Genomic DNA, 25,333 nt, shown 5'->3' with positions numbered 1-25,333 from the left:
CGAACGAAGAGGACTCATGAGATGACCCCCGCACCGCTCACCGCACCGACGGCCCTGCCCACGGCTACCCTCGCCGAGCAGCTCGGTCAGGTCGATGATTTCCTCTACACCTATGTGCTCGCCGCACTGCTCATCGCCGTCGGCCTGTACCTGACGATCCGCACCCGTGCCGTTCAGGCCCGGCACCTCGGGACCATGGCGCGGGCGCTGACCCGATCGCGCGGCGGCGCCGAGGGCGGTATCTCATCCTTCCAGGCCTTCGCCGTGGGGCTGGCGGCACGCGTGGGCATCGGCAATATCGCGGGCGTCGCGATCGCCGTCCTCATGGGCGGCCCGGGAGCGCTGCTGTGGATGTGGGTCGTCGCGCTCATCGGCATGGCCACCGCCTTCATCGAGTCGACCCTCGCGCAGATCTTCAAGGAGCGCGGCCGCGACTTCACCTTCCGCGGCGGTCCCGCCTACTACATCAAGAACGGCCTGGGGTCGCGCGCCTGGGGCGCCGTCTTCGCCGTCCTGTGCATCATCTCAGTGGGCGTCACCGTGGTCATGGTGCAGACCAACTCCCTGGCCGGGGTCATCAACGCCACTGTCCCGTCCGTGGAGCCTTGGATGGTCGGCGTCTTCCTCATCATGCTCACCGGGCCCGTCGTCCTGGGCGGCCTGAAGTCGGTGGCCCGGATCACCGAGTGGATGGCGCCCGTCATGGCGCTCGTCTACGTGGCCATGACCGTCATCGTCCTGGCGCTCAACATCACCGAGCTCCCCGGTGTCCTGCGCTCGATCCTCATGGGGGGCCTCGGGGCCGATCAGGCCCTGTACGGCGTCGCCGGCGGGATCGTCGCAGCGGTCCTCAACGGCGTGCGCCGCGGCCTGTTCTCCAACGAGGCCGGCCTGGGGACAGTGCCCAACGCCGCGGGCACCGCCACCACCACTCACCCGGTCCGCCAGGGCCTCATCCAGTCCTTCGGAGTCTTCATCGACACGATCCTCGTGTGCACCGCCACGGGCCTGCTCATCCTGCTCGCCACCGACACCTACGCGCCCGGGACCTACACGGCGGACAACGCCAAGGGCATCGGGGCCGTCCTCACCCAGCAGGCCGTCGCCGAGCACCTGGGGGCCTGGACGACATGGCCGATGGTGGTCCTCATCTTCGTCCTCGTTTTCTCCACCGTCCTGGGCTGCTACTCCTACTCGCAGGTCAACGTCAACTACCTGGGCGGCCAGCGCCGCGCCGAGCAGGTCTTCGGCCTGACCCTCACCGCCGCGGCCTTTGCCGGCACCATCGTCGACCTGCCCGTGGTGTGGGCCCTGGCCGACATCGCCCTCGGGCTGCTCGGGCTGCTCAACCTCGTGGTCATCGTCCGCCTCGCCCCCTGGGCCCTGGGGGCGCTGAGGGACTTCGACGCCCAGTTGCGCGCCGGCCGCGTCCCGGTGTTCGTCGGGCGCGCCAACCCCCACCTGCCCGGTGACCTGCCCGGAGGCGTCTGGGACGGGAGGGCGGCGGCGCCCGGCGGCCCCGCCGCTGACCCCGCCGGGCAGTGCTGAGAGGAGGGACCATGCCCGCGCTGAACGACATCCTCACCCAGGTCTCGGACTCCCTCTACTCCACCTTCCTCGTCTGGCTCCTCATCGGGGCCGGGCTCTACTTCACGATCCGCACCCGCGGCGTGCAGTTGCGCCACTCCATCCCGATCGCCGGCTCGATGGTCGGCTCCCGGGCGAGTGGGGGGCGCTCCTTGTCCTCCTTCCAGGCCTTCGCCGTCGGGCTGGCCTGCCGGGTGGGCACCGGCAATATCGTCGGCGTCGCGCTGGCGCTCATTCTGGGAGGCCCCGGCGCCATTCTCTGGATGTGGGTGGTGGCCCTGCTCGGCACGGCCACCGCGTTCACGGAGTCGACGCTGGCGCAGGTCCTCAAGGTTCGCCACCGCGATGGCAGCTTCAGGGGCGGACCTCCCTATTACATCGCCAAGGGCCTGCGCCTGCCGTGGCTCGGCGCGGTCTTCGCGGTCTTCTTCCTGGTCGCCAACGGGCTGTCGATGCCCCTGGTCCAGTCCAACGCGGTGGCTGGCGCTCTGGGGGCCGCCGGTGCCATCCCCGCATGGGGGAGCGCTCTCATCGTCGTGGCCCTCACCGCGCCGGTGCTGCTCGGAGGGCTCAAGGCCATCGGGCGCGTCGCGGAGATCCTCGCCCCGCTCATGGCCGCCGCCTACCTGCTGGCCGTCCTGGGCATCGTGGTGACCCATCCGGCGGCCTCCTGGCAGGCGCTCACCTCCATCATCGAGGGCGCCTTCGGCCTGCGCTCCGGGCTCGCGGGGCTGGCCGGCGGGGTTGTCCAGGCGATCCTCAACGGCGTGCGCCGCGGCCTGTTCTCCAACGAGGCGGGACTGGGCGGGGCGGCCTGCGCCTCCGGCTCCGCCGCCGTGCGCCACCCCGTCCAGCAAGGGTTCATCCAGGCCCTCGGCGTCGTCATCGACACGATCCTCGTGTGCACCGCCACCGCCCTGGCGATCCTCATCGCCGGCGACGCCGTCTACACGCCCGGCGTCACCGGCAAGGACGCCGCCGGCTCACTGACCCAGGACGCCATCGCGCTCCTGGTGGGGGAGTGGACGCGCTGGCCCATGGCGATCCTCATCGTCGTCCTGGCCTACACGACGATCATCGGGGCCTTCTCCTATGCCCAGGTCTGCCTCGACTACCTCACCGAGAACCGCTGGGTGTCCAAGGCCCTGCAGTGCGCCGCCGTGGCCTGCGCCGCGCTCGGGGCCTTCCAGGCGCTCACCACGGTGTGGACACTGGCCGACATCCTGCTGGGTGTGGGGGCCATCATCAACCTCGTGGCGCTCGTCGCGCTCATCGGCTGGGTGCTCGGCGCCCTGCGCGACTGGGAGGCTCAGCGCCGTCAGGGCGTCGAGCCCGTGTTCATCGGTCATGGAAATCCGCTCCTGCCCGGGGATACCAACGACGGCGTCTGGGAGGCCGCTCCCTCGGCCCAGGCATGACACAGGCGGGTAACACACTCGGCCTAGGCTCCTTGGAACAGCCCCCGGCCTCTGGAGGTACTCCCTTGATCCACCCTGCCCCTGCGCTGACGGCGGTGCTGCCCACGGGCGCGCTCGACAACGTCACCACGACCCTCGAGAATATCTCCGACCAGTTCTACGCCGGCTTCCTCGCCTGGGTGCTGATCGCCGTTGGCCTCTATTTCACCATCCGCAGCCGCGCGGTGCAGTTCAGGCTGTTCCCCGAGATGATCCGCACGGTCTTCGGATCGAGGGGCGACGCCGAGGGCGGGATCTCCTCCTTCCAGGCCTTCACCATCGGCCTGGCCAGCCGCGTGGGCACTGGCAACATCGTCGGTGTCGCCATCGCCATCACGCTGGGCGGGCCCGGCGCGATCTTCTGGATGTGGGTGGTGGCGCTGGTCGGCATGGCCACCGGCTTCATCGAGTCCACCCTCGCCCAGATGTTCAAGGTACCCGCCGCCGACGGCACCTTCCGCGGCGGGCCCGCCTACTACATCACCCGCGGCCTGGGCTCGCGCGCCTGGGGCGGTGTCTTCGCCGTCGTCATCACCTTCGTCTTCGGCTTCGCCTACGAGGCCACCCAGGCCAACACGATCGCCGGAGCGGTCAACGGCATCCTGGAGAATCACGGGCAGAAGGTGGAGCCCTGGGTCATCGGCGCGGTGCTCGTGGCCCTGACGGCCCCCATCGTCTTCAGGGGCATCAAGCGCGTGGCCCGTGTGGCCGAGTGGATGGCGCCGATCATGGCGCTCATTTACGCGCTGCTGGCCATCGTCATCCTCGGCCTGCACGCTGACGCCATCCCCGGCGCCTTCAGGGCGATCTTCGAGGGCGCCTTCGGCCTCAACGCCACTTTCGCCGGCATCAGCGGCGGGTTCTACGCCGCGGCCATCAACGGCATCAAGCGCGGCCTGTTCTCCAACGAGGCCGGTGAGGGCTCCGTGCCGAACGCCGCGGCGACGGCCACCACCTCTCACCCCGTCAAGCAGGGCTTCATCCAGTCCATGGGCGTGTTCGTCGACACCATCATCGTGTGCACCGCCACCGCGCTCATCGTCATGCTCTCCGGCCTCTACGACTCCGCCGCCAACCTGGCCGGCCCGGAGGCGACCGCCGCCGCCGACGCCGCCAAGAAGACCCTGACCTCCGACTCTGTCGCCCATGTCCTGGGTGACTGGAGCCAGTACCTCATGGTCCTCATCATCTTCGTGTTCGCCTACTCCTCCCTGCTGGGCAACTACACCTACGCTGAGATCAACGTCGACTTCCTGCGCGGCTCGCACTCCAACCACACCTGGCTGCGCCTCATGATCCTCGTGGCCACCTACATCGGGGCCGTCGCCTCCCTGGACTTCGTGTGGAACCTGTCCGATATCGCCATGGGCGCGATGGCCGTCATCAACATCGTTGCCATCACCCTGCTTGGCAAGTGGGCCTTCGGGGCTCTGCGCGATTGGGAGGCCCAGAACCGGGAGCTGCGGGAGGGCCGGCGCGAGGAGATCCGCTTCGTCGGCAAGGGCAACCCGTACCTGCCGGGTGACTTGCCCGGAGACGTCTGGGCGCCCAGAGGGGCGGCTGCCACCGTCGCTGAGGTGCCGGTCGCCCAGGGCTGAGCTCCCCAGGCGGACTCGGGGCCGGGGGACGACGCGGGCCAGCTCGATCGCGATTCCGGCACCGGTAGGCTGGCCCCATGAAGATCGCGCGATTCTCCACCGGCGATGAGCCCCGCTACGGCATCGTCCAGGGACTGGATGAGGCCGACGCCGTCCCCACGGGGGAGTCCGAGGGGCACCTGCTTGTCCTCAAGGGCGACCCTCTCTTCTCCGTGCCAGAGGCCACCGGGGAGGTCGTGGAGCTGGGTGAGGCCCGGCTTCTCGCCCCGGTCATCCCCCGCTCCAAGGTGGTGGCCATCGGCAAGAACTACGCGGCCCATGCCGCCGAGATGGTCGGCGGCATGGATGGCGCCGTACCTCAGACCCCGATCATCTTCCTCAAGCCGAACACGGCAGTCATCGGCCCTGACGCCCCGATCGTTCTGCCGGCCTGGAGCGAGGAGGTCCACTACGAGGCCGAGCTCGCCGTCGTCATCAAGCGCATCGCCAAGGATCTCACCCCGCAGGATGCCCACCGGGTGATCATGGGGTACACCGTGGCCAATGATGTCTCCGCCCGGGACCGCCAGCGCGCCGAGCCGCAGTGGGTGCGCGCCAAGGCCTTCGACACCTCCTGCCCCCTGGGGCCCTGGATCGAGATCCCCGAGCCCGGTGACGAGCGCGCCTTCGACCCCTCGCACGCCACCGTGCGCACCCGGCTCGACGGCGAGACGGTCCAGGAGGGCGGCACCCAGGACATGGTCATGGGCGTCGCGGAGCTCGTCGCCTACGCCTCGACGATCTTTACGCTCCTGCCCGGCGACGTCATCCTCACCGGGACGCCCGAAGGCGTTGGCGAGATCCGCGCCGGGCAGCGCGTGAGCGTCGAGGTCGAGGGCATCGGCGGCTTCTCCAACCCCGTCGTTCGCCGCTGAGGCGCTGCGAGCGGCGCCGCGCGGCGGGGTTGTGGGGGTTGTGGACGCGCCCCGGGGGCGCGTCGGAGACCCCGCCGCGCGTCCGCAATCCCGGGACGCGTCCACAATGACGCCGTTCAGCACGCTGGTCCCGCAGGTCCTCGTCATCAGGGTGGAGCTACGCGGTCGTACCCCCGCGTCGCGGTGGAGCTGAAAGGCCTCCTTCTCCGCGTCGTCGAGGATCTTGCGGCTGATGCGGCAGAACTCGATGGCCTGGATATCATCCCAGCGGCGCCGGTGGCTTGTGAAGCGATTGACGACGTCAACGCCCCGCCCGACGCACTGCTCCCCGTCGGAGAAGTGCAGAACGTAGATACCTCAGGTCGCGGTCCCAGCTGCACGCTGAGGGACGGCCCAGGAGGGATCTCGTACGTCTGAAGCGTTAGGTCGACATCGTGCGCGCCCGGGTCAGGCCAGGGCGGCGGTGATGCGGTCGGCGATCTCGTCTGCGATGCCGCGCCCAGTGGCCAGGTTGAGGCGGCAGAACGCGGCGTAGTCCGAGCCGAATGTCACGCCCTCGTTCATCGACACCCCGGCCTTGCGCTCCAGGAACCCGGCGGGAGCACCGGTGATCCGGCCATCGGCCAAGGCGCCCGAGAAGTCCACCCAGGCCAGGTAGGTGGATTCCGGCATGGTGACGGACACGCCGTCGATCGCGCTCAGGCGCCCTGTGATGCCCTCCAGCGTGCGGCGCAGGTACTCGCGCACCGCCTCATTCCATCCCCGTCCCTGCGAAAAGGCCGCCGTCGTGGCGATGACACCGAGGATTGAGGCGCCGCCGGGCAGGCAGGAGCACAGCGGGTCGGCGTCGAAGCGCGCGCGGGCCTCGCCGGAGGCGATGAGCTGGGCGCAGTGCAGGCCCGGGATATTCCACCCCTTCGAGGCCGCCGTCGCCGTGAACGTCAGGGCGGGATCGGCGCCGGGGCGGGAGGCGTAGCAGATGTGCCGGGGGCTCCCGGGCAGAACGAGGGGGGAGTGGATCTCATCGGTGAACACGACGACGCCGTACTTGGCCGATAGCGCCGCGACGGCGTCGAGCTCGGCGGCGGTGAGCACGCGGCCCACCGGGTTCCACGGGTTGCACAGGATGAGTAGGCCGGCGCCCGCGGCCATGGCTGCCTCGATGCCCTCCAGGTCCAGGGACCAGGCGGGGGCCGAGGCGCCGTCGCCGCGCAGGGCCGGAACCTCGATGGCCTCGCGATCCAGCGTCCCCGGGATCGTCAGGAAGGGCATGTACGCCGGGGTGGGCACGATCACCGGCGAGCCCGGGCGGGTGTGGCGGCTGATGATCGCCCGCAGCGCCGACAGGACGTCGGGCAGCAGGCTCATGTCCCGCTCCGGGATCTCCCAGCCGAAGGAGTCGCGGTGGAAGTCGATGACCGCCGCGCGGCAGTCCTCCCACACCGACGTGGGCATGTAGCCGAAACGGGCACCGTCGACGGCGCGGTGCAGGGCCTGCGTCACCGCCGGGGCCGTGCCCAGATCCATCTCCGCCACCCAGGCCGAGATCGCGGTATCGGGCCGCTCGGACCACTTCATCGTGCCCCCGGCGCGCACCTGCTCAGGGGTCAGGGCGTCGAAGGCGGCGAAGAACTCCGAGGAGGACGGGGCAGGGACGGGCTGAGAGGAGGGCTGGGTCATGGAGCGAATCATACGAGGCCGCGGGCCCGTTCCCGATGCCGTCAGCGGGCGCTCCAACGGTCCTCGGCCCGTGGCGCCGGACGTGTTGCCCGGGGTCGCCTCGTCCATGTCCGCAGGACCCGAGCGGGGCAGGCCGGGGCCGGCGCGGTGCCGACGGCGAGAGCGCGCCGCCGCCATGGGTGGGAGTCGATACGGGCGGGAAGCCGGGAAGGGGTGCCCGTGGCCGGGCTACGCTATGGCTCATCATGACTGACACCGCCACGCCCGCTCCCATCCGCGTCCGCTTCTGCCCATCGCCCACGGGCACGCCTCACGTCGGCATGGTCCGCACCTGCCTGTTCAACTGGGCCCACGCCCGCCGCACCGGGGGAACCTTCGTCTTCCGCATCGAGGACACTGACGCGGCGCGCGACTCCGAGGAGTCCTTCAACGCCATCCTCGACTCGCTGACCTGGTTGGGCCTGGACTGGGACGAGGGGGTCGGCAAGGGCGGTCCCCACGAGCCCTATCGTCAGTCCCAGCGCATGGGCCTCTACCGGGAGGTGGCCGCCGAGCTCCTCGAGGCGGGCTACCTCTATGAGTCCTACTCCACGCCGGAGGAGATCGAGGCCCGCCACCGCGCCGCCGGGCGCGATCCCAAGCTCGGCTACGACGGCTTCGACCGGGACCTGACTGAGGAGGCCAGGGCCGCCTTCCGCGCCGAGGGCCGCAAGCCCGTGCTGCGCATGCGCATGCCCGACGAGGACATCACCTTCACCGATCTCGTGCGCGGCCCCATCACCTTCAAGGCCGGATCCGTGCCCGATTACGTCGTCGTGCGCGCCGGCGGGGACCCGCTCTACACGCTCGTCAACCCCGTCGACGACGCGGCCATGGGCATCACCCATGTCCTGCGCGGCGAGGACCTGCTGTCCTCCACGCCCCGCCAGATCGTTCTGTACCGCGCTCTCATCGCGATCGGCCGCGCGCAGTCCGTGCCCGAGTTCGGCCACCTGCCCTACGTCATGGGGGAGGGCAACAAGAAGCTCTCCAAGCGCGACCCCGAGTCCAACCTGCTCATCCACCGCTACCGCGGGATGATCCCCGAGGGCCTGCTCAACTACCTCGCGCTGCTGGGCTGGTCGCTGAGCAAGGATGAGGACGTGTTCACCCCCGCCCAGCTCGTCGAGCACTTCGACATCCACGACGTCAATCCCAACCCCGCGCGCTTCGACCCCAGGAAGTGCGAGGCGATCAACGCCGAGCACGTGCGGCGCCTGGAGTCGGCCGACTTCCGAGACCGCCTCGTACCGCACTTGCGCGACATCTACCCGGATCCCTCCGACCCGGCCCGGCAGTCCCGCCCCCTCGTGTCCGCACCCTCCTTCCCCGAGCTGACCGAGCGCGAGAGGGAGATCCTCACCGCTGCCGCCCCCCTCATCCAGACCCGCATCCAGCTGCTGCGGGAGAGCCGCGACATGCTCGGCTTCCTCCTCGTCGGCGACGATGCGCTCGCTGTCGACGACAAGGCCGTGTCCAAGCTCAAGGACTCCGCTCCCGCGGTGCTCGACGCCGCCATCACCGCCCTGGATGCCCTCGGCTCCGAGGACTGGACGACGCCGCGCCTCGAAGAGGTCCTGCGCGCGGCCATCGTCGACGGGCTCGGCATCAAGCCCCGCCTCGCCTTCGGACCGTTGCGGGTGGCTGTCACGGGCCGCCAGGTCTCCCCGCCGCTGTTCGAGTCCATGGAGATCCTCGGCGCGGCTTCCTCCCTGGCGCGCCTGCGCGCCCTGAGGCAGCGCCTCGGCTGAGACTCGGGCTGCTCGCGAACGGCCGTGCCGCCCGCCGCGCCGGGGCTCCCGGGCGCGCGGGGCACCGCCCGCCATGGTGAGCGCTGCCCGGCAGCGGGGCAGTCGCCCCCCCGGTGGCCTCCGAGGCGCTGTGGTGGCGTTCACGCGCCCACGATTCGACAGCGAAGGGGAGCCCGTGTACATTTCTTCCCGCTGCCCCGATCGGCTCTCCGGTCCGGGTTCACCTGCTTTGGGGTATGGTGTAATTGGCAACACAGGTGATTCTGGTTCATCCATTCTAGGTTCGAGTCCTGGTACCCCAGCGGAGAGCGCGAGCTCACCATACAGTTGAAGAACTGCGCCCCGTTCGTCTAGCGGCCCAGGACACCGCCCTCTCACGGCGGCAGCACCGGTTCAAATCCGGTACGGGGTACTCAGGCAGCCGCCAGGCTGCCGGTCCACACGCCCCGTTCGTCTAGCGGCCCAGGACACCGCCCTCTCACGGCGGCAGCACCGGTTCAAATCCGGTACGGGGTACTCCCAAGTGAACTCATGAGGCTCGGTCGCCGCAGGTGATCGGGCCTTCGCTATGACTGCGCGGAGCTGCTCCTGGCGCCGCTCTCGATGAGTGCTCGGGATCCTGACGATCCGTCGCTGCCCGCGAGCAGTTCGCCAGCGCTGACGACGCGCAGGCCGCGGGACTGGATTCGCTCCACGGATCGGCCCATCTCCTCCATGAGCTCGGTGTACGGCTGACTCCGACCGTCGTGGCACAGGATGATCGCCCCGTCCTGCGCGGTCTCTCCCACTTCCTTGGCCGCAGCGGCGCCCGGCGTGTGCAGGCTCCAGAGGACCAGGTCCAGGCCCCGGTCTGCAGCAGCGGCCAGGGCGACGGCGTCCACTCGCCCGTACGGGGGCCTCCAGAGCGATGGCTTGGGCGCCCCAGCGGAGGTGATTGCCTCGATCGTCCGGTCGATATCCCGGCCGAGTTCATCCGGCGATGCGCCGTAGACATCCCTGTGAACCCAATTGTGGATGGCGACCTCGTGCCCCTCGGCCGTCTCGCGGGCGATGAGATCGGGGTGGGTCCGGGCGGCCTCGCCCAGTACGAAGAAGGTTGCCCTGGCCCCCAGGTGGGAGAGCATGTCGAGGACCACCGGGGTCCAATGGGGGTCGGGGCCATCGTCGAAGGTGAGGGCCACCGACCCCGTTCCCGGTGCCGCCCGGAAGGTCGTGGACACCGCGCGGCGGCCTGAGTCATCCGCCGGCAGCGCGGCGACGCGGAAGGTGGGGGAGCGGCGCCCGTCGTGCCAGTGGGTGGCCGCTGCCCCGGCCGCGGCGCCGATCGCGCCCGCCGTGAGCATGCCGGCCACCCTCAGGGCCCCGCGGCGCGATGAGCGCGCAGGGGCGACGTCGTGATCCGCCACGGTTACATCCGCGGCCAGGTTCGCCCCGGCGCCCGGCGCCCCCGCCTCGGCGCCTCCCGGCGCTCGGTCAGTGGAGTCCGGGGAGGGGGCGGGGCGCGGGGTCATGGGCTGAGGGTACGCCGACCGCGTTCCGGCGATGGGCGCGCGGGGCCGGGCTGGTCGGCGCGGGCCCGAGGACCTCCTCCTCGACCTCACGGCTGAACAGCGACCACTCCATCTGCACCGAGGCCAGCGGATGGGGTGCGCGTCTCCGACATCGGCGAGCGCGTCGAGGGAGTCGGTCAGCGCGGTGGCCCCCGCCGGGTCGCCGCTCCTCGCGGCAGTCCCCGCATCCCGGGCGAGGGCCTCCAGGGCCAGGGCGCCGACATCGCCGTCAGGGCGGTTGCTCTAGAATGCCGCCGTGACGAACTTCCCCTCTCTTGGCGCCCCCGGTCCGATCCCCGAAGGCGCGATGAGGATCGTGCCGCTGGGCGGCCTCGGCGAGATCGGGCGCAACATGACCGTCTACGAGGTGGACGGCAAGCTCCTCATCGTCGACTGCGGCGTGCTCTTCCCCGAGGACGACCAGCCCGGCGTCGACCTCATCCTGCCCGACTTCTCCTACATCGAGGACCGCCTCGACGACGTGGTCGCCCTCGTCCTGACCCACGGTCACGAGGATCACATCGGCGGTGTGCCCTACCTGCTGCGCCTGCGCGACGACATCCCTCTGGTGGGCTCCGAGCTCACCCTGGCCTTCATCGACGCCAAGCTCAAGGAGCACCGCATCCGCCCCGTCCTGCGGGAGGTCCGCGAGCACGAGCGCGTCGTCTACGGCCCCTTCGAACTGGAGTTCGTGGCCGTCAACCACTCCATCCCCGACGCCATGGCCGTCATGATCCGCACCGAGGCGGGCAGCGCGCTGTGCACCGGCGACTTCAAGATCGACTCCCTGCCCATCGACGGGCGCATCACCGACCTGCGCGCCTTCGCGCGCTTCGCCGACGAGGGCGTGGACCTGTTCTGCGTGGACTCCACCAATGCCGAGGTCCCCGGCATGGTCGCGCACGAGAACCAGATCGGCCCCGTGCTCGACTCCGTCTTCGGGGAGTCCAACGGGCAGATCATCGTCGCCTCCTTCTCCAGCCACGTCCACCGCGTCCAGCAGGTGCTCGACGCCGCGGCCCTCCACGGGCGCCGCGTGGCCCTCATCGGGCGCTCCATGGTGCGCAACATGGGCATCGCCGCCGAGCGCGGCTTCCTCAAGGTGCCCGAGGGCGTCCTCGTCGACGCCCGGGATATCACCAGCCTGCCGGCCGACGAACGGGTCCTCATGGTCACCGGGTCCCAGGGCGAGCCCATGGCGGCCCTGAGCCGCATGGCCCACGGGGAGCACCGCTCCGTCACCGTGGAGCCGGGGGACACCGTCATCCTGGCCTCCTCCCTCATCCCCGGCAATGAGAACTCCGTCTACCGGGTCATCAACCAGCTCATGCGCCTCGGCGCCCGCGTGGTCCACCGCGACAACGCCCGCGTCCACGTCTCCGGGCACGCCTCCTCCGAGGAGCTCCTGCACGTCTACAACATCGTGGCGCCCCGCAACGTCATGCCCATCCACGGCGAGATCCGTCATCTCGTGGCCAACGGGGCCCTCGCCGTCAAGACCGGCGTGCCGCCCAAGAACGTCATGCTGTGCGAGGACGGCGTCGTCGTCGACCTCCTGGACGGCCAGGCCCGGATCGCCGGGCAGGTGCCTTGCGGCTACGTGTTCGTCGACGGCGCCTCGGTGGGCGAGATCGATGAGGCCGAGCTCAAGGACCGCCGCATCCTCGCCGAGGAGGGCTTCGTCTCCGTCTACGCCGTCGTGGAGACCTCCACCGGCACGATCCTGGCGGGCCCGGACATCCAGGCCCGCGGCATGGCCGAGGACGACTCCGTCTTCGACGAGGTCCTGCCCGACGTCACCGCCGCCCTCCAGCAGGGGCTCGACGGCGGCAGGGCCGACACCTACTCCTTGCAGCAGGCGATGCGCCGGGCCCTGGGCCGGTGGGTGGCCCGGCGCCTGCACCGCCGCCCCATGATCGTGCCCGTCGTCGTCGAGGCCTGAGACCCCATGACCTCCCGCCGGCCCGCCTGCTTCATCTCCACCGGCAGCGTCCTCATCGACCTGCCCCTCCAGGTCAACAGGATCCCCGCCCCTGGCGGGGCGGTCACCGCCAGTTCCACCGGGCCGGTCGTGGGAGGCGGGTACACGGTGGTCTCCGCCGTCGCCCGGCAGGGCAAGCCCGCGGCGCTCGCGGCCACGCTGGGCACCGGCCCCAACTCAGCGCTCGTGCGCGAGGCCATGATGCTTGACGGCGTCGAGCTCGTCGTCGAGGAGCTCGTGGGGGACATCGGCACCTGCATCACCCTCATCGAGCCCTCCGGGCGGCGCACCTTCGTCACCAACGAGGGCATTGAGGCCGAGCCCCAGCTCGACGACCTGCGCCAGCTCGACCTCCTGCCCGGCGACTGGGTCCACGCCACCGGGTACGACATCGTCCACCCCCTGAGTCACCGGGTCCTGGCCGACTGGCTCGTCGACCTGCCCGAGGGGGTCGGCCTCGTCGTCGACCTGGGCCCCGTGGAGCCGGAGATCGGCGCCGCCACGCTGGGCCGCTTGCTCGGCCGCGCCACCCTGCTCACCGGCAACCACCTGGAGATCACCCAGCTGGGCGCCCGGCTCGGCAGCCCCGCGGCACTGCGTGAGGCCTGTCCCGGCGCGCTCATCGTGCGCCGCACCGGCGTGCACGGCTGCGTGCTCTGGCCCGCCGGCGGCTCTCCCATCGAGGTGGCCGGCTTCTCCCGCGACGTCGTGGATACCACTGGGGCGGGGGACACCCACACCGGGGTGCTCGTGGCCGGCCTCATGGACGGCCTCGACGAGGTCACCGCCGCCACGCGCGCCAACGCGGCCGCCGCCGAGGCCGTCTCCCGGCAGGGTCCGGCGCGCTGCCCGCTGCGCGAGGAGATCGACGCCCTCCTGAGCGAGGCCTGAGCCCCGGGCGGCGCCCCGCTCCCGATCCCCCGGGGAGGTGTGGCGCACTCTTCGCCCGCCCGGCGGCGTGGCAGGCCCGGCGCGGCAGGCACTGCCGCTAGCGTGTTGATCACCATGGCCCCCCGGAGCACCACGCGAAACGCGAAGCCCTCATCGAGCCCGAAGCCGCCCCAGCGCGGCTCGGGCCGGCGCCGTCGCACGCAGCAGAGCCAGGGCCGCGCCGGCGCGACCACCACCATGCCCGCCCAGGCGGCGCCCGGCTCCCAGCACGCCGAGGCCCATGGCTATTCCCGCACCGCCTGGGCCTTCGGGCTCCTCGCCCTGGCCGCGGTCATAGGGCTGCGCGAGTGGTTCGGGGTGTCCGGCGCCGCCGGCGGCTTCCTGCACCACCTGGCCGCCGGGCCCGTCGGCGTGCTCAGCATCATCGTGCCGATCCTCCTGGCGGCCCTGGGCATCGCCACTCTGCGCGTCCACCGCCTCACCAGCATCCACGCCCGCGTGAGCGTCGGCGGCCTGGGCATCCTGGCGGGGCTCACCGGCATCATCCACGTCGCCTCCGGTCAGCCCGCCCTCAGCGCCGGCATCGCCGGCGTCGAGGGCGCCGGAGGTCTGCTCGGCTGGCTCTTCGGCGCGCCTCTGGCCGGGCTCTTCGGTGCCGTCGGCGCCGTCGTCCTCCTGCTCCTGCTCATCGCCTTCTCAGCGCTCGTGGTCTCCGGCAGGACCATCGCCGAGCTGCGGGACATCGCCGCCGCCCGCAGGACCGAGGCCGACGCCGATTCCCCGGCGGACACCTGGCCCACTCGCGCCCTGGGCCGGGTCCGCCAGGCCATGGGATCGCGGGCCCCCGTCGACGACGCGGACCTCACGGCCACGACCTCACTGGACTCCTACGACGGCGATGAGCCCTTCCGCTCCGCCATCGAGAAGGAGGACTCGTCCACCGAGGATGCCGCCGACGGCGGGACGGCCCCCCGGGGCGCCTCGCGCAAGCGCGGCTCCGGCCTGCGCCCCCGGATCGCCCCGGAGGGGGTCGAGGGCGCCGCCCCGTCCCGGAAGCGCCCTCGCGGGCGCGGGGAGGACGCCGCCGGCGGCCCCGGCGGCGCGAGTGGGCTCGACGCCCCCGTGGGCGCCGAGCCCGCCACCGAGGTCATCGCCGACCCCTCTCCCCTCCTCGACCCGCCCGCCCTCACCCCGCGGGGCAGGAGTGCGATGGCGCCGGGGGAGCGGCCCGTGCCGCCTACGGACCCCGAGGCTGTCACCGACGAGACCCCCGCGATCGACCCGGACCTCGCCGACGAGATCGAGATGGCCGGCGGCGCCGCCATGGCCCTGCCCGACGGCACCACCTACTCGCTGCCCGACTCCTCCCTCCTGGAGGCCGGCACCGGGCACGCCACCCATACCGAGGCCAATGACGCCGTCGTCGAGGCCCTCCAGAACGTCTTCACCGAGTTCAACATCGACGCCACCGTCTCCGGCTACACCCGCGGCCCCCAGGTCACCCGTTACGAGGTCCACCGCGGCCGGGGCGTCAACGTCTCCAAGATCACCGGCCTGGAGAAGAACATCGCCTACGCGGTGGCCTCCGACGAGATCCGCATCCTGACCCCCATCCCCGGCAAGTCCGCCATCGGCATCGAGATCCCCAACTCCGACCGCGAGATGGTCAAACTCGGCGACGTCCTGCGCTCGGGGGCCGCCAAGAAGCAGGCGCACCCCCTCGTGGTGGGCCTGGGCAAGAACGTCGAGGGCGACTACATCGTCACCAACCTCGCCAAGACCCCGCACATGCTCGTGGCCGGCCAGACCGGCTCCGGCAAGTCCTCCTTCGTCAACTCCATGATCACCTCGATCATGATGCGCGCCACCCCCGAGGAGGTTCGCATGGTGCTCGTGGACCCCAAGCGCGTGGAGCTGACCATCTACGAGGGCATCCCGCACCTCATCACTCCCATCATCACCTCCCCGAAGAAGGCCGCCGAGGCCCTGGAGTGGGTGGTGCGCGAGATGGACGCCCGCTACGACGACCTCGCCTCCTTCGGCTTCAAGCACATCGACGACTTCAACAAGGCGATCCGCGCCGGCGAAGTCCAGCCCCTGCCAGGCAGCCAGCGGGTACTCAGCCCCTATCCCTACCTCCTCGTCGTCGTCGACGAGCTCGCCGACCTCATGATGACCGCGCCCAAGGACGTCGAGGCCTCCATCCAGCGCATCACCCAGCTGGCGCGCGCCGCCGGCATCCACCTCGTGCTGGCCACTCAGCGGCCCGTCGCCCAGGTCGTCACGGGCCTCATCAAGTCCAATGTCCCCTCGCGCCTCGCCTTCGCCACCGCCTCCCAGCTCGACTCGCGCGTCATCCTCGACCAGAACGGCGCCGAGACCCTCACGGGGCAGGGCGATGCGCTCTACCTCGGCCCCGGTGCCTCCACCCCCATCCGCGTGCAGGGGTCGTGGGTCACTGAGAGTGAGATCCGCGCCGTCGTCGAGCACGTCAAGGGCCAGCTCGCCCCCGAGTATCGCGAGGACGTCGTCGTCCCCGAGGTCAAGAAGCAGATCGACGAGGAGATCGGCGATGACATGGACCTGCTCCTGCAGGCTGCCGAGCTCATCATCACCAGCCAGTTCGGCTCCACCTCCATGCTCCAGCGCAAGCTGCGCGTCGGCTTCGCCAAGGCCGGGCGCCTCATGGACCTGCTGGAGTCCCGAGAGGTCGTGGGCCCCTCCGAGGGCTCCAAGGCCCGCGACGTCCTGGTCCAGCCCGAGCAGCTCGAAGAGACCCTCGCCTGGATCAAGGGCGACGGCGAGGCCCCCCGGATCGACGACCCGGGCGCCTCCGACGCCACCGCCGCCCGCGTGCCCTCCGGCCTCCAGCCCTCGGCCCCGCGCGAGGTGGGCCTGCCGACCGACCACTACGCCATCGACCCCCTCGAGGCCGCGGGCGACGCCCCCGTGAGCGAGTCCTGGGACGACGAGTCGTCCTCGGAGGACTCCGAGGACGCCTGGAGCCTCACCGGCCGCGGCCAGTCCTGGTAGGCGCGGGCGACGCCCCGAGCGTCGGGCAGCCCGAGGGGACGCCGTCCAGGGTCCTTGGGCGGTCAGGGCCGCCGGTGGAGGATCCGCTCAGGCAGAGTGAGCTCATCGACTATGAATGAAGAATTCATAGGTGATCGCGTCGGGCGCTGCCCTCACCGGATTCCCCCGATTCCTCTACGCTTGAGGCGATGAAAGCCACCCCGCCCCCCTCCCATCCGGGTCCCGCCGTGCCTTCGTCGACCAGTGGCCGGGGCGCCTCCGCGGGCGAGGCGCCCCTGCTCAACATCGCCAACGCCCTGACTGTCCTGCGCATCATCCTCGTGCCGGTCTTCGTGTGGCTCATGCTTCGCCCGGGCGACGCCATGCGCCTGGCCGCGGCCCTCGTCTTCGTGGTGGCCGCGGCCACCGACCGGCTCGACGGGCAGCTCGCGCGCTCGCGCAACCTCATCACCAGCTTCGGCAAGATCGCCGACCCCATCGCGGACAAGGCCCTCACCCTGTCGGCCTTCATCCTGCTCAGCGCCGCCGGTCGCCTGTGGTGGTGGGTGACGGCCCTCATCGTCGCGCGCGAGCTCGGCATCACCGTCATGCGCTTCGCCATGCTCCGGCGCGCCGTCATGGCGGCCTCGCGGGGCGGCAAGATCAAAACGGTCCTGCAGATCCTTGCGCTGGTCGGCCTCCTCCTGCCCTGGCACGCCGTGCTGCCCGCGACGCTGGCCACGGCCCTGCTGCGGGTCTCCTACGCATTGGTCGCCGCCGCCCTCGTCGTCACCGTGGCCACGGGCATCGACTACGTCCTCCAGGCGATCCGCATCTCGCGCGAGAAGTCCGCTGCCGGCGCGGCGGGCGGCGCCCGGCATGGGTGAGTCGCCCGCCTCGGCGCCGGCCTGGCCCGAGGGGCGCCGGGCGGCGGATGATCTGCTGCGCGCCCTGGGCGAGCGCGGGCTCACCCTCGCCGTTGCCGAGTCGCTGACCGCCGGCATGGTCTCCTCCGCGCTGGGCGGGGTTCCCGGGGCCTCCACGGTCCTCGTGGGCGCTGTCGTCTCCTACGCTACAAGGATCAAGGCTGAGCTCCTGGGAGTCGACGCCGCCCGTCTGGCCTGCGCAGGGCCGGTCGATGCCGTCATTGCCCAGCAGATGGCGCGGGGCGCCGCCCGGCTCCTCGGGGCAGATGCGGGACTGGCCACCACCGGTGTGGCCGGACCCGGTCCCGCCGACGGGCACCCGGCCGGGACGGTCCATATCGCCGCCTTCGGCCCATGGGGGACTGTGGGCCGCCGGCTGGGCCTGACCGGTGGGCGCGACGAGATCCGTGCCGCGACCGCCCTGGCGGTCCTGCGCCTTGCCGCTCGCGCCGTGCGGGAGGGCCTCTGAGGCGCCGCGCCCGTGCCGCCCGCACGGATCGGGGCGCGTGTGGCGCGCTCACGCCCATGTCATGGCTCGCTCATGAGTCCGGCCAAGCGTCCTCCCAGACACCGGCGACATGGTTCATGCCATCGGCCCGGGCCCGGTGATGGATCAGCGACCGAGGCCGGGAATGAACCCCAGCAGTGAATGGTTGTGCCTTGTGATGAATGAGATGACTCGCCCCCGTCCAGCCCGCTCGTCCCGCCTGGCGCCCAGGATGGCGATGCGCCCAGCGCTCTCCACGGGGTACGGTTCTGCCGTGGACACCACCAAGCACGAGAACGTCCTCCTGCGCCGCGAGATCGGCGAGGTCCTTCGCTCCGTCCGCCAGCACCAGGGGCGCACCCTGCGCGAGGTCTCCTCGCAGGCGCGCGTGTCGCTGGGCTACCTCTCCGAGGTCGAGCGCGGTCAGAAGGAGGCCTCCTCGGAGTTGCTCGCCTCCATCTGCCAGGCCCTCGACGCCCCCCTGTCCACAGTACTGCGCGAGGTCTCCGAGCGCGTCGCCATGGCCGAGGGCGTCGTCATCCCCGATACCGTCCCGGACGAGCTCGTCCGCCAGCAGGGCGTCATCGTGCGCTGACGCCGGCGGGCCGGCCCGATCCTCATCCCTCGGGCGGGCGCGAGGCCGCTCGGGGATGTTCCTACCCGCGCCCCTCCCATCGCCCGTTCCCCTCCCGGTTATCCGTTTTCCCCTGACCAGGAGCCCTCATGAAGCACTCGGAGTTCTGGCGTGCCCTCGACGAGGTCTTCGGCTCCGCCTACGGGCGATCACTGGCCCAGGATCTCGTCCTGCCGCCCTGGTCGATGACGGCCATTCAGGCCCTCGACGCCGGCGAGCCGCCCCGCGAGGTCTGGGACTCGCTCTGCCGGGAGACCGAGCGCAGCGAGGCCGAGCGCTGGGTCTACCGGGACGATTCGCGCGCCCGTCGCAGGTAGTGTGCGATCTCTGCCCCCGGGCGGCCGGACGGGCCCCGCCGGGAGCGACGCCGTCGGCCCTGCTCCGTGACACGCCGGGGAAGGGCCACTTGCAGATTCGAACACGTGTTCGGCTAGAGTTCACCACGGACGCGCCACGAGCCCTCACGGGCCCCGTTCTGTGGAGGCTCGCGGATACATGTCGGTGGTCCGGCATACCGTCGTCCACGAGCCCCGGAGAGGGGATCTCGTTCACGAGGACCAGCCCTGAACACCGCGGCCCACCGCCGCCCGAGCCGGAGAAGAGGCCATGCCCGCAGCAACTCAGAACCAGGATCGATCCAAGGCCCTGGCCACCGCCCTCGCCCAGATCGACAAATCCTTCGGCAAGGGCTCCGTCATGCGCCTGGGAGATGACAGCCGTCCTCCCGTGGCCGTCATCCCCACCGGCTCCACCGCGCTCGACGTCGCCCTCGGGATCGGCGGCCTACCCCGTGGTCGCATCATCGAGATCTACGGCCCCGAGTCCTCCGGTAAGACGACCGTCGCCCTCCACGCCGTTGCCAGCGCCCAGAGGGCCGGTGGGAACGCCGCCTTCATCGATGCCGAGCACGCCCTGGACCCGGTCTACGCCAAGGCCCTCGGGGTGGACACGGACAACCTGCTCGTGTCTCAGCCGGATACCGGCGAGCAGGCCCTCGAGATCGCGGACATGCTCATCCGCTCCGGCGGCCTGGACATCATCGTCATCGACTCCGTGGCCGCACTGGTGCCCAAGGCGGAGATCGAGGGGGAGATGGGGGACTCGCACGTCGGCCTCCAGGCCCGCCTCATGAGCCAGGCGCTGCGCAAGATCACCGGTGCCCTGTCCGCCACGGGCACCACGGCCATCTTCATCAACCAGCTGCGAGAGAAGATCGGCGTCTTCTTCGGCAGTCCTGAAACCACCACGGGCGGCAAGGCCCTCAAGTTCTACGCGTCCGTGCGCATCGATGTGCGTCGTATCCAGACCCTCAAGGACGGGGATCAGCCGGTGGGCAACCGCACCCGTGCCAAGGTGGTGAAGAACAAGATGGCCCCGCCCTTCAAGCAGGCCGAGTTCGACATCCTCTACGGCCGCGGCATCTCCCGCGAGGGCGGCCTGCTGGACCTGGGCGTGGAGAACGGCATTGTGCGCAAGTCCGGCGCCTGGTTCACCTACGGCACGGACCAGTTGGGTCAGGGCAAGGAGAACGCCCGCGCCTTCCTCGCGGACAACCCCGCCCTGGCCGATGAGATCGAGCAGAAGATCCTCGCAGCCCTGGGGATCGGTGAGGCCGGGCGCAAGGCCCAGGAGGAGGCCGATGCCGCGGCGGCCGCAGCGGAGGCCGATGCGGCGGCAGTGGCCGCCGAGGCCGCCCTCGAGGCCGCTGCGCAGACGAAGGCCCCCGCCAAGGCCGTGGGGCGCGGCTCGGGCAGGGGCTCGGGCAAGGGAGGCGCCAAGAGCGGCGCCAAGAAGTCCTCTGCCCTCGATATCGACGCCGCCTTCGGTGAGGACGCCGGCGGCTTCTGATGCCCTGGCTCACCCCCGACAGGCATCAGGAAGAGGTCGAGGCGGCGCGGGAGATCGTCTTGCGCCGCCTCGACCGCGCCCCCGCCCCCCGCGCGGCCCTCGCCGAGCTGCTGGAGCGCAAGGAGATCGATCACCGAGTGGCGCAGGAGGTCCTCGACCGCCTCGAGACTGCCGGCCTCATTGATGACGACGCTTACGCCGCGACTCTTGCGCGCACCCGCTTCGCTGAGAAGGGCGCGGCCCGCCGGGCCATCGCCGATGAGCTGCGACGCAAGGGCCTGGGGGAGCGGGCGATCAGCGGGGCCCTGGCTCAGATCAGCGGAGACGACGAGGCCGGCGCTGCACTCGCCCTGGCCCGCAAGAGGCTGCGCGCTACGCGCGGGCTCGATCCGGTGGTCCGTGAGCGGCGCGCCTTGGCGGCGCTGGGCCGCAAGGGCTACTCCCAGGCCGTGGCCCTGGGCGCTTTCGAGCGAGCCCTGGCCGAGGAGACCCGGGAAGACCAGTAACGGCGCCGACCGGTGCCGCCCGCACTCACTGGTGCGGGCAGGACGCACCGCTCGGAGGAAATGGCGCCGCTCGATAGAGAGGCTGTCGGCAGCCCCGGTGGCACTCGTGCCTATTGCCGAGCCACCGGAGTCAGGGCATTCCAGGCGGCCAGGCCACAGGCCGTGAGTACGGGCGTTGCATCCGCGGGGCCCGTGCCCGATGCCAGGGAGGAGGCGCGCTCGGCGATCATCTCCCACAGGTCGACGGCGTCCTCTGCCCCGCAGAACACCGCCAGGCAGTCGGCGTCGCCCATGCGCTCTCGCGCCAGGATCACCGTGTGCCCGCAGGCGGTGGCCCGCACGGCCGCCCCGTGGCGCAAGCGCCGCAGGAGGCCGGGGCCGCAGAGCACGTCGGGCCCGCAGTCCTCCCCGCTGCGGGCCTTGTCCTCGGGGAGCAGGGCGGCGGGCATGCCCGCCCCGGACTCGACGACGCCGCGCATGATCTCCTCCGCCCGGGGCCCCACCACGGCGATGAGCGCGATCGACTCCGTTGCGTCGACGATGCTCTCCCGCCGCGAGCGGGCGCCGCGGGCCGGCCCGATGGTACTGCGGTGGTCAGCGGCGCTCGTGACCACGAGGAACTCCTCGTCCCCCAGGCGGTAGATGGTGGCAGGGGCGGCATCGACCGCTAGTCGGGCCCGCAGGGCGCGGCCAACGGGGAGGGAGGAGACTGGGCCGGCCGAAGCGGGAGCATCGGAGTCGGTGCCGGTGATCGCGGCATCGAGGGAGGCGCCCGCTACAGGGCCCTGCGCCTTGAACGTGCCCAGGTGGGAGAGGTCGAGGATGCCGGCGGAGCCCCGCAGTGCCTCCAGCTCTCCATCGCCGGGGGCGTAGCGCAGCGGCACCTCCCAGCCGTTGTCGATGGTGAAGGTGGCGCCGAGCGCCTCGTGAATGCCGTGCAGGCGGGTGCGCCGCGTCCTCACCGCTCTTGCCATCGTCGTCCCCTCCTCGCCTCGCCTCTGGAGGTGCTTCCCCAATCGTAGTGGGCACCGCGATGATCGTGCCCCCTGCCCGCCCGACCTGAGATCCGGGAGGGCAGGGGCCACCGCTATCGGGGAATGGGTGCGGAGGGCTCGAGTGGAGCGCCGGCTCAGCCCTTCTCCTTCTTCGAGGTCTCGAACAGGAGGTTCACCTGCTCGTTGTACTCGGTGAGGGTGGAGGCCGGCACGCGGTTGACGTAGACGTCCGCGACTCCCGGCTTGATGATCGCGTTCACGTCGGCGCCGAAGTAGGTCAGCGGGAAGTAGAACGTGCCGCCGCCGTCCTCCTCCAGATAGCTGGTGAAGGGCTTGGTGGACAGTCCGGTCTTCTCGAAGACTTCCACCGCTTTCTCCGTGGAGGACGTGATCGCCGGGAAGACGATCCCATAGGAGGCCACGATGTCCTGCGCCTCCCGGGTTCCCAGGAAGGCCACCCACTTCGAGGCGCCCTCGATGTTCTTCGACTTCTTGACGATCGAGTCGCCCAGGCCGTTCATGAGGGAGACGGACTTGCCGTTGGGCCCCACCGGGTGGGCGGCGATGCCGACGTCGATCTCCATCTTGGCGTAGGTGTTGAACATCCAGGCACCGGCGATGCACAGCGCGATCGAGCCGCTGGCGAGTTGCACATCGGTGCCGTTGCCCTTGGCGAACGTGCCGGCAGGGGCCATGTAGCCCTTGTCGATGAGCCCGAAATACCAGTCGAGGGTGTCCTGGAACTGCTTCTCGTCGTAGCGGTAGTGGGTGCCCCAGGTCTCCTTGTCCGTGTAGCGCCATTCCCCGACGCTGCCGGTGAAGGGGCTCCACTGGGTCTGGCCATCCGAGGAGCCCTCATCGGCGATACCGGTGGCATAGACGGCCACGTTCCTGGGGTCGAAGCCCGGCTCGTCGCCGCGCACGCCGTTCTTGTCGATGGTCAGGCGGGCGAGGATCCTCTCGAAGCTGCCGCCGTCGGTGAGGTTCCAGGACCATCCCTCCAGGTCCTTCTCACTCAGGCCGGCATCGGCGAGCATGGTTCTGTTGTAGAAGACCGCCTCGGTGTCCCAGTCCTTGGGGCAGCCGTACTGGTGGCCGTCGTCCCCCTTCCACAGGTCGATGAGGCCGTCCTGGAAGGCCTCGGTGTCCACGTCGGACCACGCCGCCTGCTCATCGAGGGGGAGGAGGACGTCCAGATCCACGAACTGGGCGAACTTGGCGATGTGGTCGGTGAAGACGTCCGGGGCGGTGTCGGCGATGAAGCCCGCGGTGAGCTTCGTCCAGTAATCATCCCAACCGATCTGGGTGATGTTGACAGTGATACCGGTCTTGGCCTTGAAGGCATCGGCGCAGGCCTGGTAAGCGGGCAGTTGCGCGGAGTCCCACAGCCAGTACTCCACGGTGCTGGAATCCGAGCCCCTCGATCCGGAGCAGGCGGCCAGGGTCATGGCGGCGGCCCCGGAGGCCAGTCCGCACAGGAGGGAGCGCCGCGAGAGCGCCGAGCGCAGGATGGGGAGGGAAGAGGTCGTCATCTGGTGCCTCACTTGATGCCTGTAAAGCCGATGGAGTTGACGATGCGCCGGGCGAAGGCCATGAAGAGAAGGAGCATCGGGAGGGCCGCCACGAGTGTGGCCGCCATGAGGCCGGACCAGTCCGGGCCGGTCTGGGGCGCCTGGGACTTGAAGACCGCCAGCGCCACGGTGAGCACGCGGGAGGAGCCCGAGTAGGAGACCAGTAGCGGCCAGAAGTAGTCGTTCCAGGCCGCGATGTAGGTCAGGATCCCCAGCGTGGTGATGGGCGCTTTCGCCATGGGCAGGATGAGGGTGAAGAAGACCCGCACCTTCGAGGCGCCGTCGAGGAGGGCCGCCTCCTCCAACTCCCGGGGGATGTTCATGAAGAACTGGCGCAGGAAGAACACCGCGAAGGGCGTCATGAGCATCGTCGGAAGTGCCACTCCCAGGAGGGTGTCGATGAGGTGCAGCTGCTTCATGAGCACGAAGTTCGGCAGGAGGGTGAAGATCGAGGGTACCATGAGCGCTGCCAGGAAGATGGCGAAGACCGCATCGCGCCCCTTCCAGCGCAGGCGCGAGAAGGAGTAGGCGGCCATGGCGGAGAAGAACACCTGGCCCACCGTGACCAGCGTGGCCACGATGATCGAGTTGCGCAGGTAGAGCCAGAAGTTGATCTTCGCACCGGAGCCGCCGTCGACGATCGCCGCCTCGGTGGACTGCATGCCGAAGACGCGCGCGAAGGCCCGGAAGTTGAGGTCCACGGGCAGGGGGTTGGCGGGATCGGCGTAGATGCCCGCGTTGGAGGACAGTGCGGTGCGCAGCACCCAGTAGAAGGGCAGGAGCGTGAAGGCCATGATGAGCGCCATGGTGACCCAGGCGGCGACGCGACCGGCCGAGACGCGCTTCTTGGAGGCACTATCCGCCCCGGCCTTCCCGGAGGCGGTTGAGGGAGTGGTGACAGTGGTGGTCATGGTCGGTTCCCTCTCAGTTCAGGTCGGTCTCGCCCGCACGGGTCATGCGGTACTGCAGGGCGGTGATTGCCGCCAGGATGAGGAGCAGCCCGACGGCCATCGCGGAGGCGTAGCCGAACTGGAAGCGGCTGAAGGCCATGTCGTACAGGTAGAACTGCAGCACGCGGCTGGCGTTGACCGGGCCGCCGGCGGTGGTCACGGAGACCGTGTCGAAGACCTGGAAGGAGCCGATCATCGTCATGATGAGGACGAGGGCGAGGATCGGGCGCAGTAGTGGCATGGTGATGCGCCAGAACATCGTCCACTCGCTGGCGCCATCCATCTTGCCCGCCTCGTAGACGTCCCCGGGGATCGCTTGGAGCCCGGCGAAGATGAGCAGCGCCGTGTAGCCCACGTGCCGCCACACGTTGATGATGGCGATCGTGGGGATCGCCAGCGAGGAGGAGAAGAAGTCCACGCGGTCGCCGAGAACCGCCTCGATGACCTGGTTGGAGATGCCCAGCGTGTTGTCCAGCAGCCACAGCCACAGCATGGCGGCCACGACGTTCGACACGAGGTAGGGGGTCAGCACGATGGAGCGCACGAGCGTCGACTGGGTCAGGCGCTGCATGAGGACGGCGATGACGAGGGCCAGCACCGTTTGCAGGCCGATGTTGATGAGCACGTACTCCAGGGTCACCCACACCGCGTTCCAGAAGATCTTGTCCTGGACCATGCGGGAGTAGTTGGCCAGCCCGTTGAAGGAGGCCGGGGTCAGCAGGTTGTACTCGGTGAAGGACAGCCAGATGCCCCGCAGCAGCGGCCAGATGTAGAAGGCGAGGAGCCCGATGCCCGCGGGGGCGATGAAGGCCCAGCCCAGGCGGGCGTCGCTGCGCGGCCTTTTGCGCAGTCGTGGGGCCGATGAGGCGATGGTGGTCATGGTTCCTTCCAGATCATCGTCGAAACGGATAGGGGAGAGGGGCGAGTCGGCTGGAGGAGGCCGGGGACGACGACGG

At 70.5% G+C, this 25,333-nt stretch carries 20 protein-coding genes and 3 tRNA genes; 17 read left to right on the top strand and 6 right to left on the bottom strand.

The features are described from left to right. Nucleotides 1-21 precede the first annotated feature (21 nt). The 4 genes from B1H50_RS07460 (at nt 22) to B1H50_RS07445 (ending at nt 5,556) form a co-directional block, all read left to right on the top strand. Nucleotides 22-1,548, top strand: a complete 1,527-nt coding sequence (locus tag B1H50_RS07460) for an alanine/glycine:cation symporter family protein (protein WP_229657973.1) — start codon at nt 22-24, stop codon at nt 1,546-1,548. 11 nt (nt 1,549-1,559) lie between these two features. Then, nucleotides 1,560-3,005, top strand: a complete 1,446-nt coding sequence (locus tag B1H50_RS07455; RefSeq protein WP_080463149.1) for an alanine/glycine:cation symporter family protein — start codon at nt 1,560-1,562, stop codon at nt 3,003-3,005. 68 nt (nt 3,006-3,073) lie between these two features. Then, nucleotides 3,074-4,642, top strand: a complete 1,569-nt coding sequence (locus B1H50_RS07450; protein ID WP_373284827.1) for an alanine/glycine:cation symporter family protein — start codon at nt 3,074-3,076, stop codon at nt 4,640-4,642. A 77-nt stretch (nt 4,643-4,719) separates the two neighbouring features. Beyond that, on the top strand, nt 4,720-5,556 hold the full coding sequence (locus B1H50_RS07445) for a fumarylacetoacetate hydrolase family protein (RefSeq protein WP_080463148.1): 837 nt from the start codon (nt 4,720-4,722) through the stop codon (nt 5,554-5,556). Between the two features lie 447 nt (nt 5,557-6,003). Here B1H50_RS07445 and B1H50_RS07440 read toward each other — a convergent pair whose 3' ends face one another. Continuing rightward, nucleotides 6,004-7,236 (bottom strand): MalY/PatB family protein, encoded by a 1,233-nt coding sequence (locus B1H50_RS07440; protein WP_080463147.1) that lies wholly within the window; start codon nt 7,234-7,236, stop codon nt 6,004-6,006. Between the two features lie 245 nt (nt 7,237-7,481). Here B1H50_RS07440 and gltX point away from each other — a divergent pair, with 245 nt between their 5' ends. From gltX to B1H50_RS07420, 4 genes are all read left to right on the top strand, one after another. Further along, nucleotides 7,482-9,026 (top strand): glutamate--tRNA ligase, encoded by a 1,545-nt coding sequence (gene gltX / locus B1H50_RS07435; RefSeq protein WP_080463145.1) that lies wholly within the window; start codon nt 7,482-7,484, stop codon nt 9,024-9,026. A gap of 230 nt (nt 9,027-9,256) precedes the next feature. Continuing rightward, nucleotides 9,257-9,328: transfer RNA gene (locus B1H50_RS07430), tRNA-Gln, on the top strand. Between the two features lie 37 nt (nt 9,329-9,365). After that, nucleotides 9,366-9,438 (top strand) — tRNA-Glu (locus B1H50_RS07425). Nucleotides 9,439-9,469: 31 nt separating this feature from the next. Next, nucleotides 9,470-9,542: transfer RNA gene (locus B1H50_RS07420), tRNA-Glu, on the top strand. 50 nt (nt 9,543-9,592) lie between these two features. Here B1H50_RS07420 and B1H50_RS07415 read toward each other — a convergent pair. Continuing rightward, nucleotides 9,593-10,537 (bottom strand): polysaccharide deacetylase family protein, encoded by a 945-nt coding sequence (locus B1H50_RS07415; protein WP_080463144.1) that lies wholly within the window; start codon nt 10,535-10,537, stop codon nt 9,593-9,595. Nucleotides 10,538-10,883: 346 nt separating this feature from the next. On the opposite strand from B1H50_RS07415, the gene B1H50_RS07410 reads away from it, so the two are divergent. The 9 genes from B1H50_RS07410 to B1H50_RS07370 all read left to right on the top strand — a co-directional run bounded on the left by B1H50_RS07410 (nt 10,884) and on the right by B1H50_RS07370 (nt 20,861). Further along, nucleotides 10,884-12,518: a ribonuclease J gene (locus B1H50_RS07410; protein ID WP_080463143.1), complete on the top strand. Its 1,635-nt coding sequence runs from the start codon at nt 10,884-10,886 to the stop codon at nt 12,516-12,518. A gap of 6 nt (nt 12,519-12,524) precedes the next feature. Then, complete coding sequence (locus B1H50_RS07405) at nt 12,525-13,448, top strand: PfkB family carbohydrate kinase (RefSeq protein WP_080463142.1); 924 nt, start codon at nt 12,525-12,527, stop codon at nt 13,446-13,448. A gap of 114 nt (nt 13,449-13,562) precedes the next feature. Next, entirely contained in the window at nt 13,563-16,481 is a 2,919-nt protein-coding gene (locus B1H50_RS07400; RefSeq protein WP_080463141.1) for an FtsK/SpoIIIE family DNA translocase, read from the top strand. 188 nt (nt 16,482-16,669) lie between these two features. Then, complete coding sequence (gene pgsA / locus B1H50_RS07395; RefSeq protein WP_080463140.1) at nt 16,670-17,347, top strand: CDP-diacylglycerol--glycerol-3-phosphate 3-phosphatidyltransferase; 678 nt, start codon at nt 16,670-16,672, stop codon at nt 17,345-17,347. Next, nucleotides 17,340-17,855: a CinA family protein gene (locus tag B1H50_RS07390; protein ID WP_080463139.1), complete on the top strand. Its 516-nt coding sequence runs from the start codon at nt 17,340-17,342 to the stop codon at nt 17,853-17,855. Before pgsA ends, B1H50_RS07390 begins: the two co-directional genes overlap by 8 nt. A 256-nt stretch (nt 17,856-18,111) precedes the next feature. Further along, complete coding sequence (locus B1H50_RS07385) at nt 18,112-18,468, top strand: helix-turn-helix domain-containing protein (protein WP_080463137.1); 357 nt, start codon at nt 18,112-18,114, stop codon at nt 18,466-18,468. A gap of 128 nt (nt 18,469-18,596) precedes the next feature. Then, a complete protein-coding gene (locus tag B1H50_RS07380; RefSeq protein WP_080463136.1) occupies nt 18,597-18,824 on the top strand; it encodes a DUF3046 domain-containing protein in 228 nt (75 codons plus the stop codon). Between the two features lie 289 nt (nt 18,825-19,113). After that, complete coding sequence (recA, locus tag B1H50_RS07375; protein WP_080463135.1) at nt 19,114-20,355, top strand: recombinase RecA; 1,242 nt, start codon at nt 19,114-19,116, stop codon at nt 20,353-20,355. Continuing rightward, complete coding sequence (locus tag B1H50_RS07370) at nt 20,355-20,861, top strand: regulatory protein RecX (RefSeq protein ID WP_080463134.1); 507 nt, start codon at nt 20,355-20,357, stop codon at nt 20,859-20,861. Before recA ends, B1H50_RS07370 begins: the two co-directional genes overlap by 1 nt. A 110-nt stretch (nt 20,862-20,971) precedes the next feature. Here B1H50_RS07370 and B1H50_RS07365 read toward each other — a convergent pair whose 3' ends face one another. From B1H50_RS07365 to B1H50_RS07350, 4 genes are all read right to left on the bottom strand, one after another. Continuing rightward, nucleotides 20,972-21,835: a hypothetical protein gene (locus tag B1H50_RS07365; RefSeq protein ID WP_080463133.1), complete on the bottom strand. Its 864-nt coding sequence runs from the start codon at nt 21,833-21,835 to the stop codon at nt 20,972-20,974. Nucleotides 21,836-21,990: 155 nt separating this feature from the next. Next, complete coding sequence (locus tag B1H50_RS07360) at nt 21,991-23,388, bottom strand: ABC transporter substrate-binding protein (RefSeq protein ID WP_080463131.1); 1,398 nt, start codon at nt 23,386-23,388, stop codon at nt 21,991-21,993. Between the two features lie 8 nt (nt 23,389-23,396). Beyond that, complete coding sequence (locus tag B1H50_RS07355) at nt 23,397-24,338, bottom strand: carbohydrate ABC transporter permease (RefSeq protein WP_080463129.1); 942 nt, start codon at nt 24,336-24,338, stop codon at nt 23,397-23,399. A 13-nt stretch (nt 24,339-24,351) separates the two neighbouring features. Next, complete coding sequence (locus B1H50_RS07350; protein WP_080463127.1) at nt 24,352-25,257, bottom strand: carbohydrate ABC transporter permease; 906 nt, start codon at nt 25,255-25,257, stop codon at nt 24,352-24,354. Nucleotides 25,258-25,333: the final 76 nt, after the last annotated feature.

This window comes from Actinomyces gaoshouyii (assembly GCF_002072175.1).
Classification (GTDB): Bacteria; Actinomycetota; Actinomycetes; order Actinomycetales; family Actinomycetaceae; genus Actinomyces; species Actinomyces gaoshouyii.
Note: the sequence above shows the minus strand (reverse complement) of the source record. Positions and strands in the feature narration are given on the sequence as shown.

Excerpts from the sequence above, each read along its gene's own strand:
- B1H50_RS07460 (WP_229657973.1), top strand. The coding sequence starts at position 22 with ATGACCCCCGCACCGCTCACCGCACCGACGGCCCTGCCCACGGCTACC.
- B1H50_RS07455 (WP_080463149.1), top strand. The coding sequence starts at position 1,560 with ATGCCCGCGCTGAACGACATCCTCACCCAGGTCTCGGACTCCCTCTAC.
- B1H50_RS07445 (WP_080463148.1), top strand. The coding sequence starts at position 4,720 with ATGAAGATCGCGCGATTCTCCACCGGCGATGAGCCCCGCTACGGCATC.
- B1H50_RS07440 (WP_080463147.1), bottom strand. The coding sequence starts at position 7,236 with ATGACCCAGCCCTCCTCTCAGCCCGTCCCTGCCCCGTCCTCCTCGGAG.
- gltX (WP_080463145.1), top strand. The coding sequence starts at position 7,482 with ATGACTGACACCGCCACGCCCGCTCCCATCCGCGTCCGCTTCTGCCCA.
- B1H50_RS07415 (WP_080463144.1), bottom strand. The coding sequence starts at position 10,537 with ATGACCCCGCGCCCCGCCCCCTCCCCGGACTCCACTGACCGAGCGCCG.
- B1H50_RS07410 (WP_080463143.1), top strand. The coding sequence starts at position 10,884 with ATGAGGATCGTGCCGCTGGGCGGCCTCGGCGAGATCGGGCGCAACATG.
- B1H50_RS07405 (WP_080463142.1), top strand. The coding sequence starts at position 12,525 with ATGACCTCCCGCCGGCCCGCCTGCTTCATCTCCACCGGCAGCGTCCTC.
- B1H50_RS07400 (WP_080463141.1), top strand. The coding sequence starts at position 13,563 with ATGGCCCCCCGGAGCACCACGCGAAACGCGAAGCCCTCATCGAGCCCG.
- pgsA (WP_080463140.1), top strand. The coding sequence starts at position 16,670 with ATGAAAGCCACCCCGCCCCCCTCCCATCCGGGTCCCGCCGTGCCTTCG.
- B1H50_RS07390 (WP_080463139.1), top strand. The coding sequence starts at position 17,340 with ATGGGTGAGTCGCCCGCCTCGGCGCCGGCCTGGCCCGAGGGGCGCCGG.
- B1H50_RS07385 (WP_080463137.1), top strand. The coding sequence starts at position 18,112 with ATGCGCCCAGCGCTCTCCACGGGGTACGGTTCTGCCGTGGACACCACC.
- B1H50_RS07380 (WP_080463136.1), top strand. The coding sequence starts at position 18,597 with ATGAAGCACTCGGAGTTCTGGCGTGCCCTCGACGAGGTCTTCGGCTCC.
- recA (WP_080463135.1), top strand. The coding sequence starts at position 19,114 with ATGCCCGCAGCAACTCAGAACCAGGATCGATCCAAGGCCCTGGCCACC.
- B1H50_RS07370 (WP_080463134.1), top strand. The coding sequence starts at position 20,355 with ATGCCCTGGCTCACCCCCGACAGGCATCAGGAAGAGGTCGAGGCGGCG.
- B1H50_RS07365 (WP_080463133.1), bottom strand. The coding sequence starts at position 21,835 with ATGGCAAGAGCGGTGAGGACGCGGCGCACCCGCCTGCACGGCATTCAC.
- B1H50_RS07360 (WP_080463131.1), bottom strand. The coding sequence starts at position 23,388 with ATGACGACCTCTTCCCTCCCCATCCTGCGCTCGGCGCTCTCGCGGCGC.
- B1H50_RS07355 (WP_080463129.1), bottom strand. The coding sequence starts at position 24,338 with ATGACCACCACTGTCACCACTCCCTCAACCGCCTCCGGGAAGGCCGGG.
- B1H50_RS07350 (WP_080463127.1), bottom strand. The coding sequence starts at position 25,257 with ATGACCACCATCGCCTCATCGGCCCCACGACTGCGCAAAAGGCCGCGC.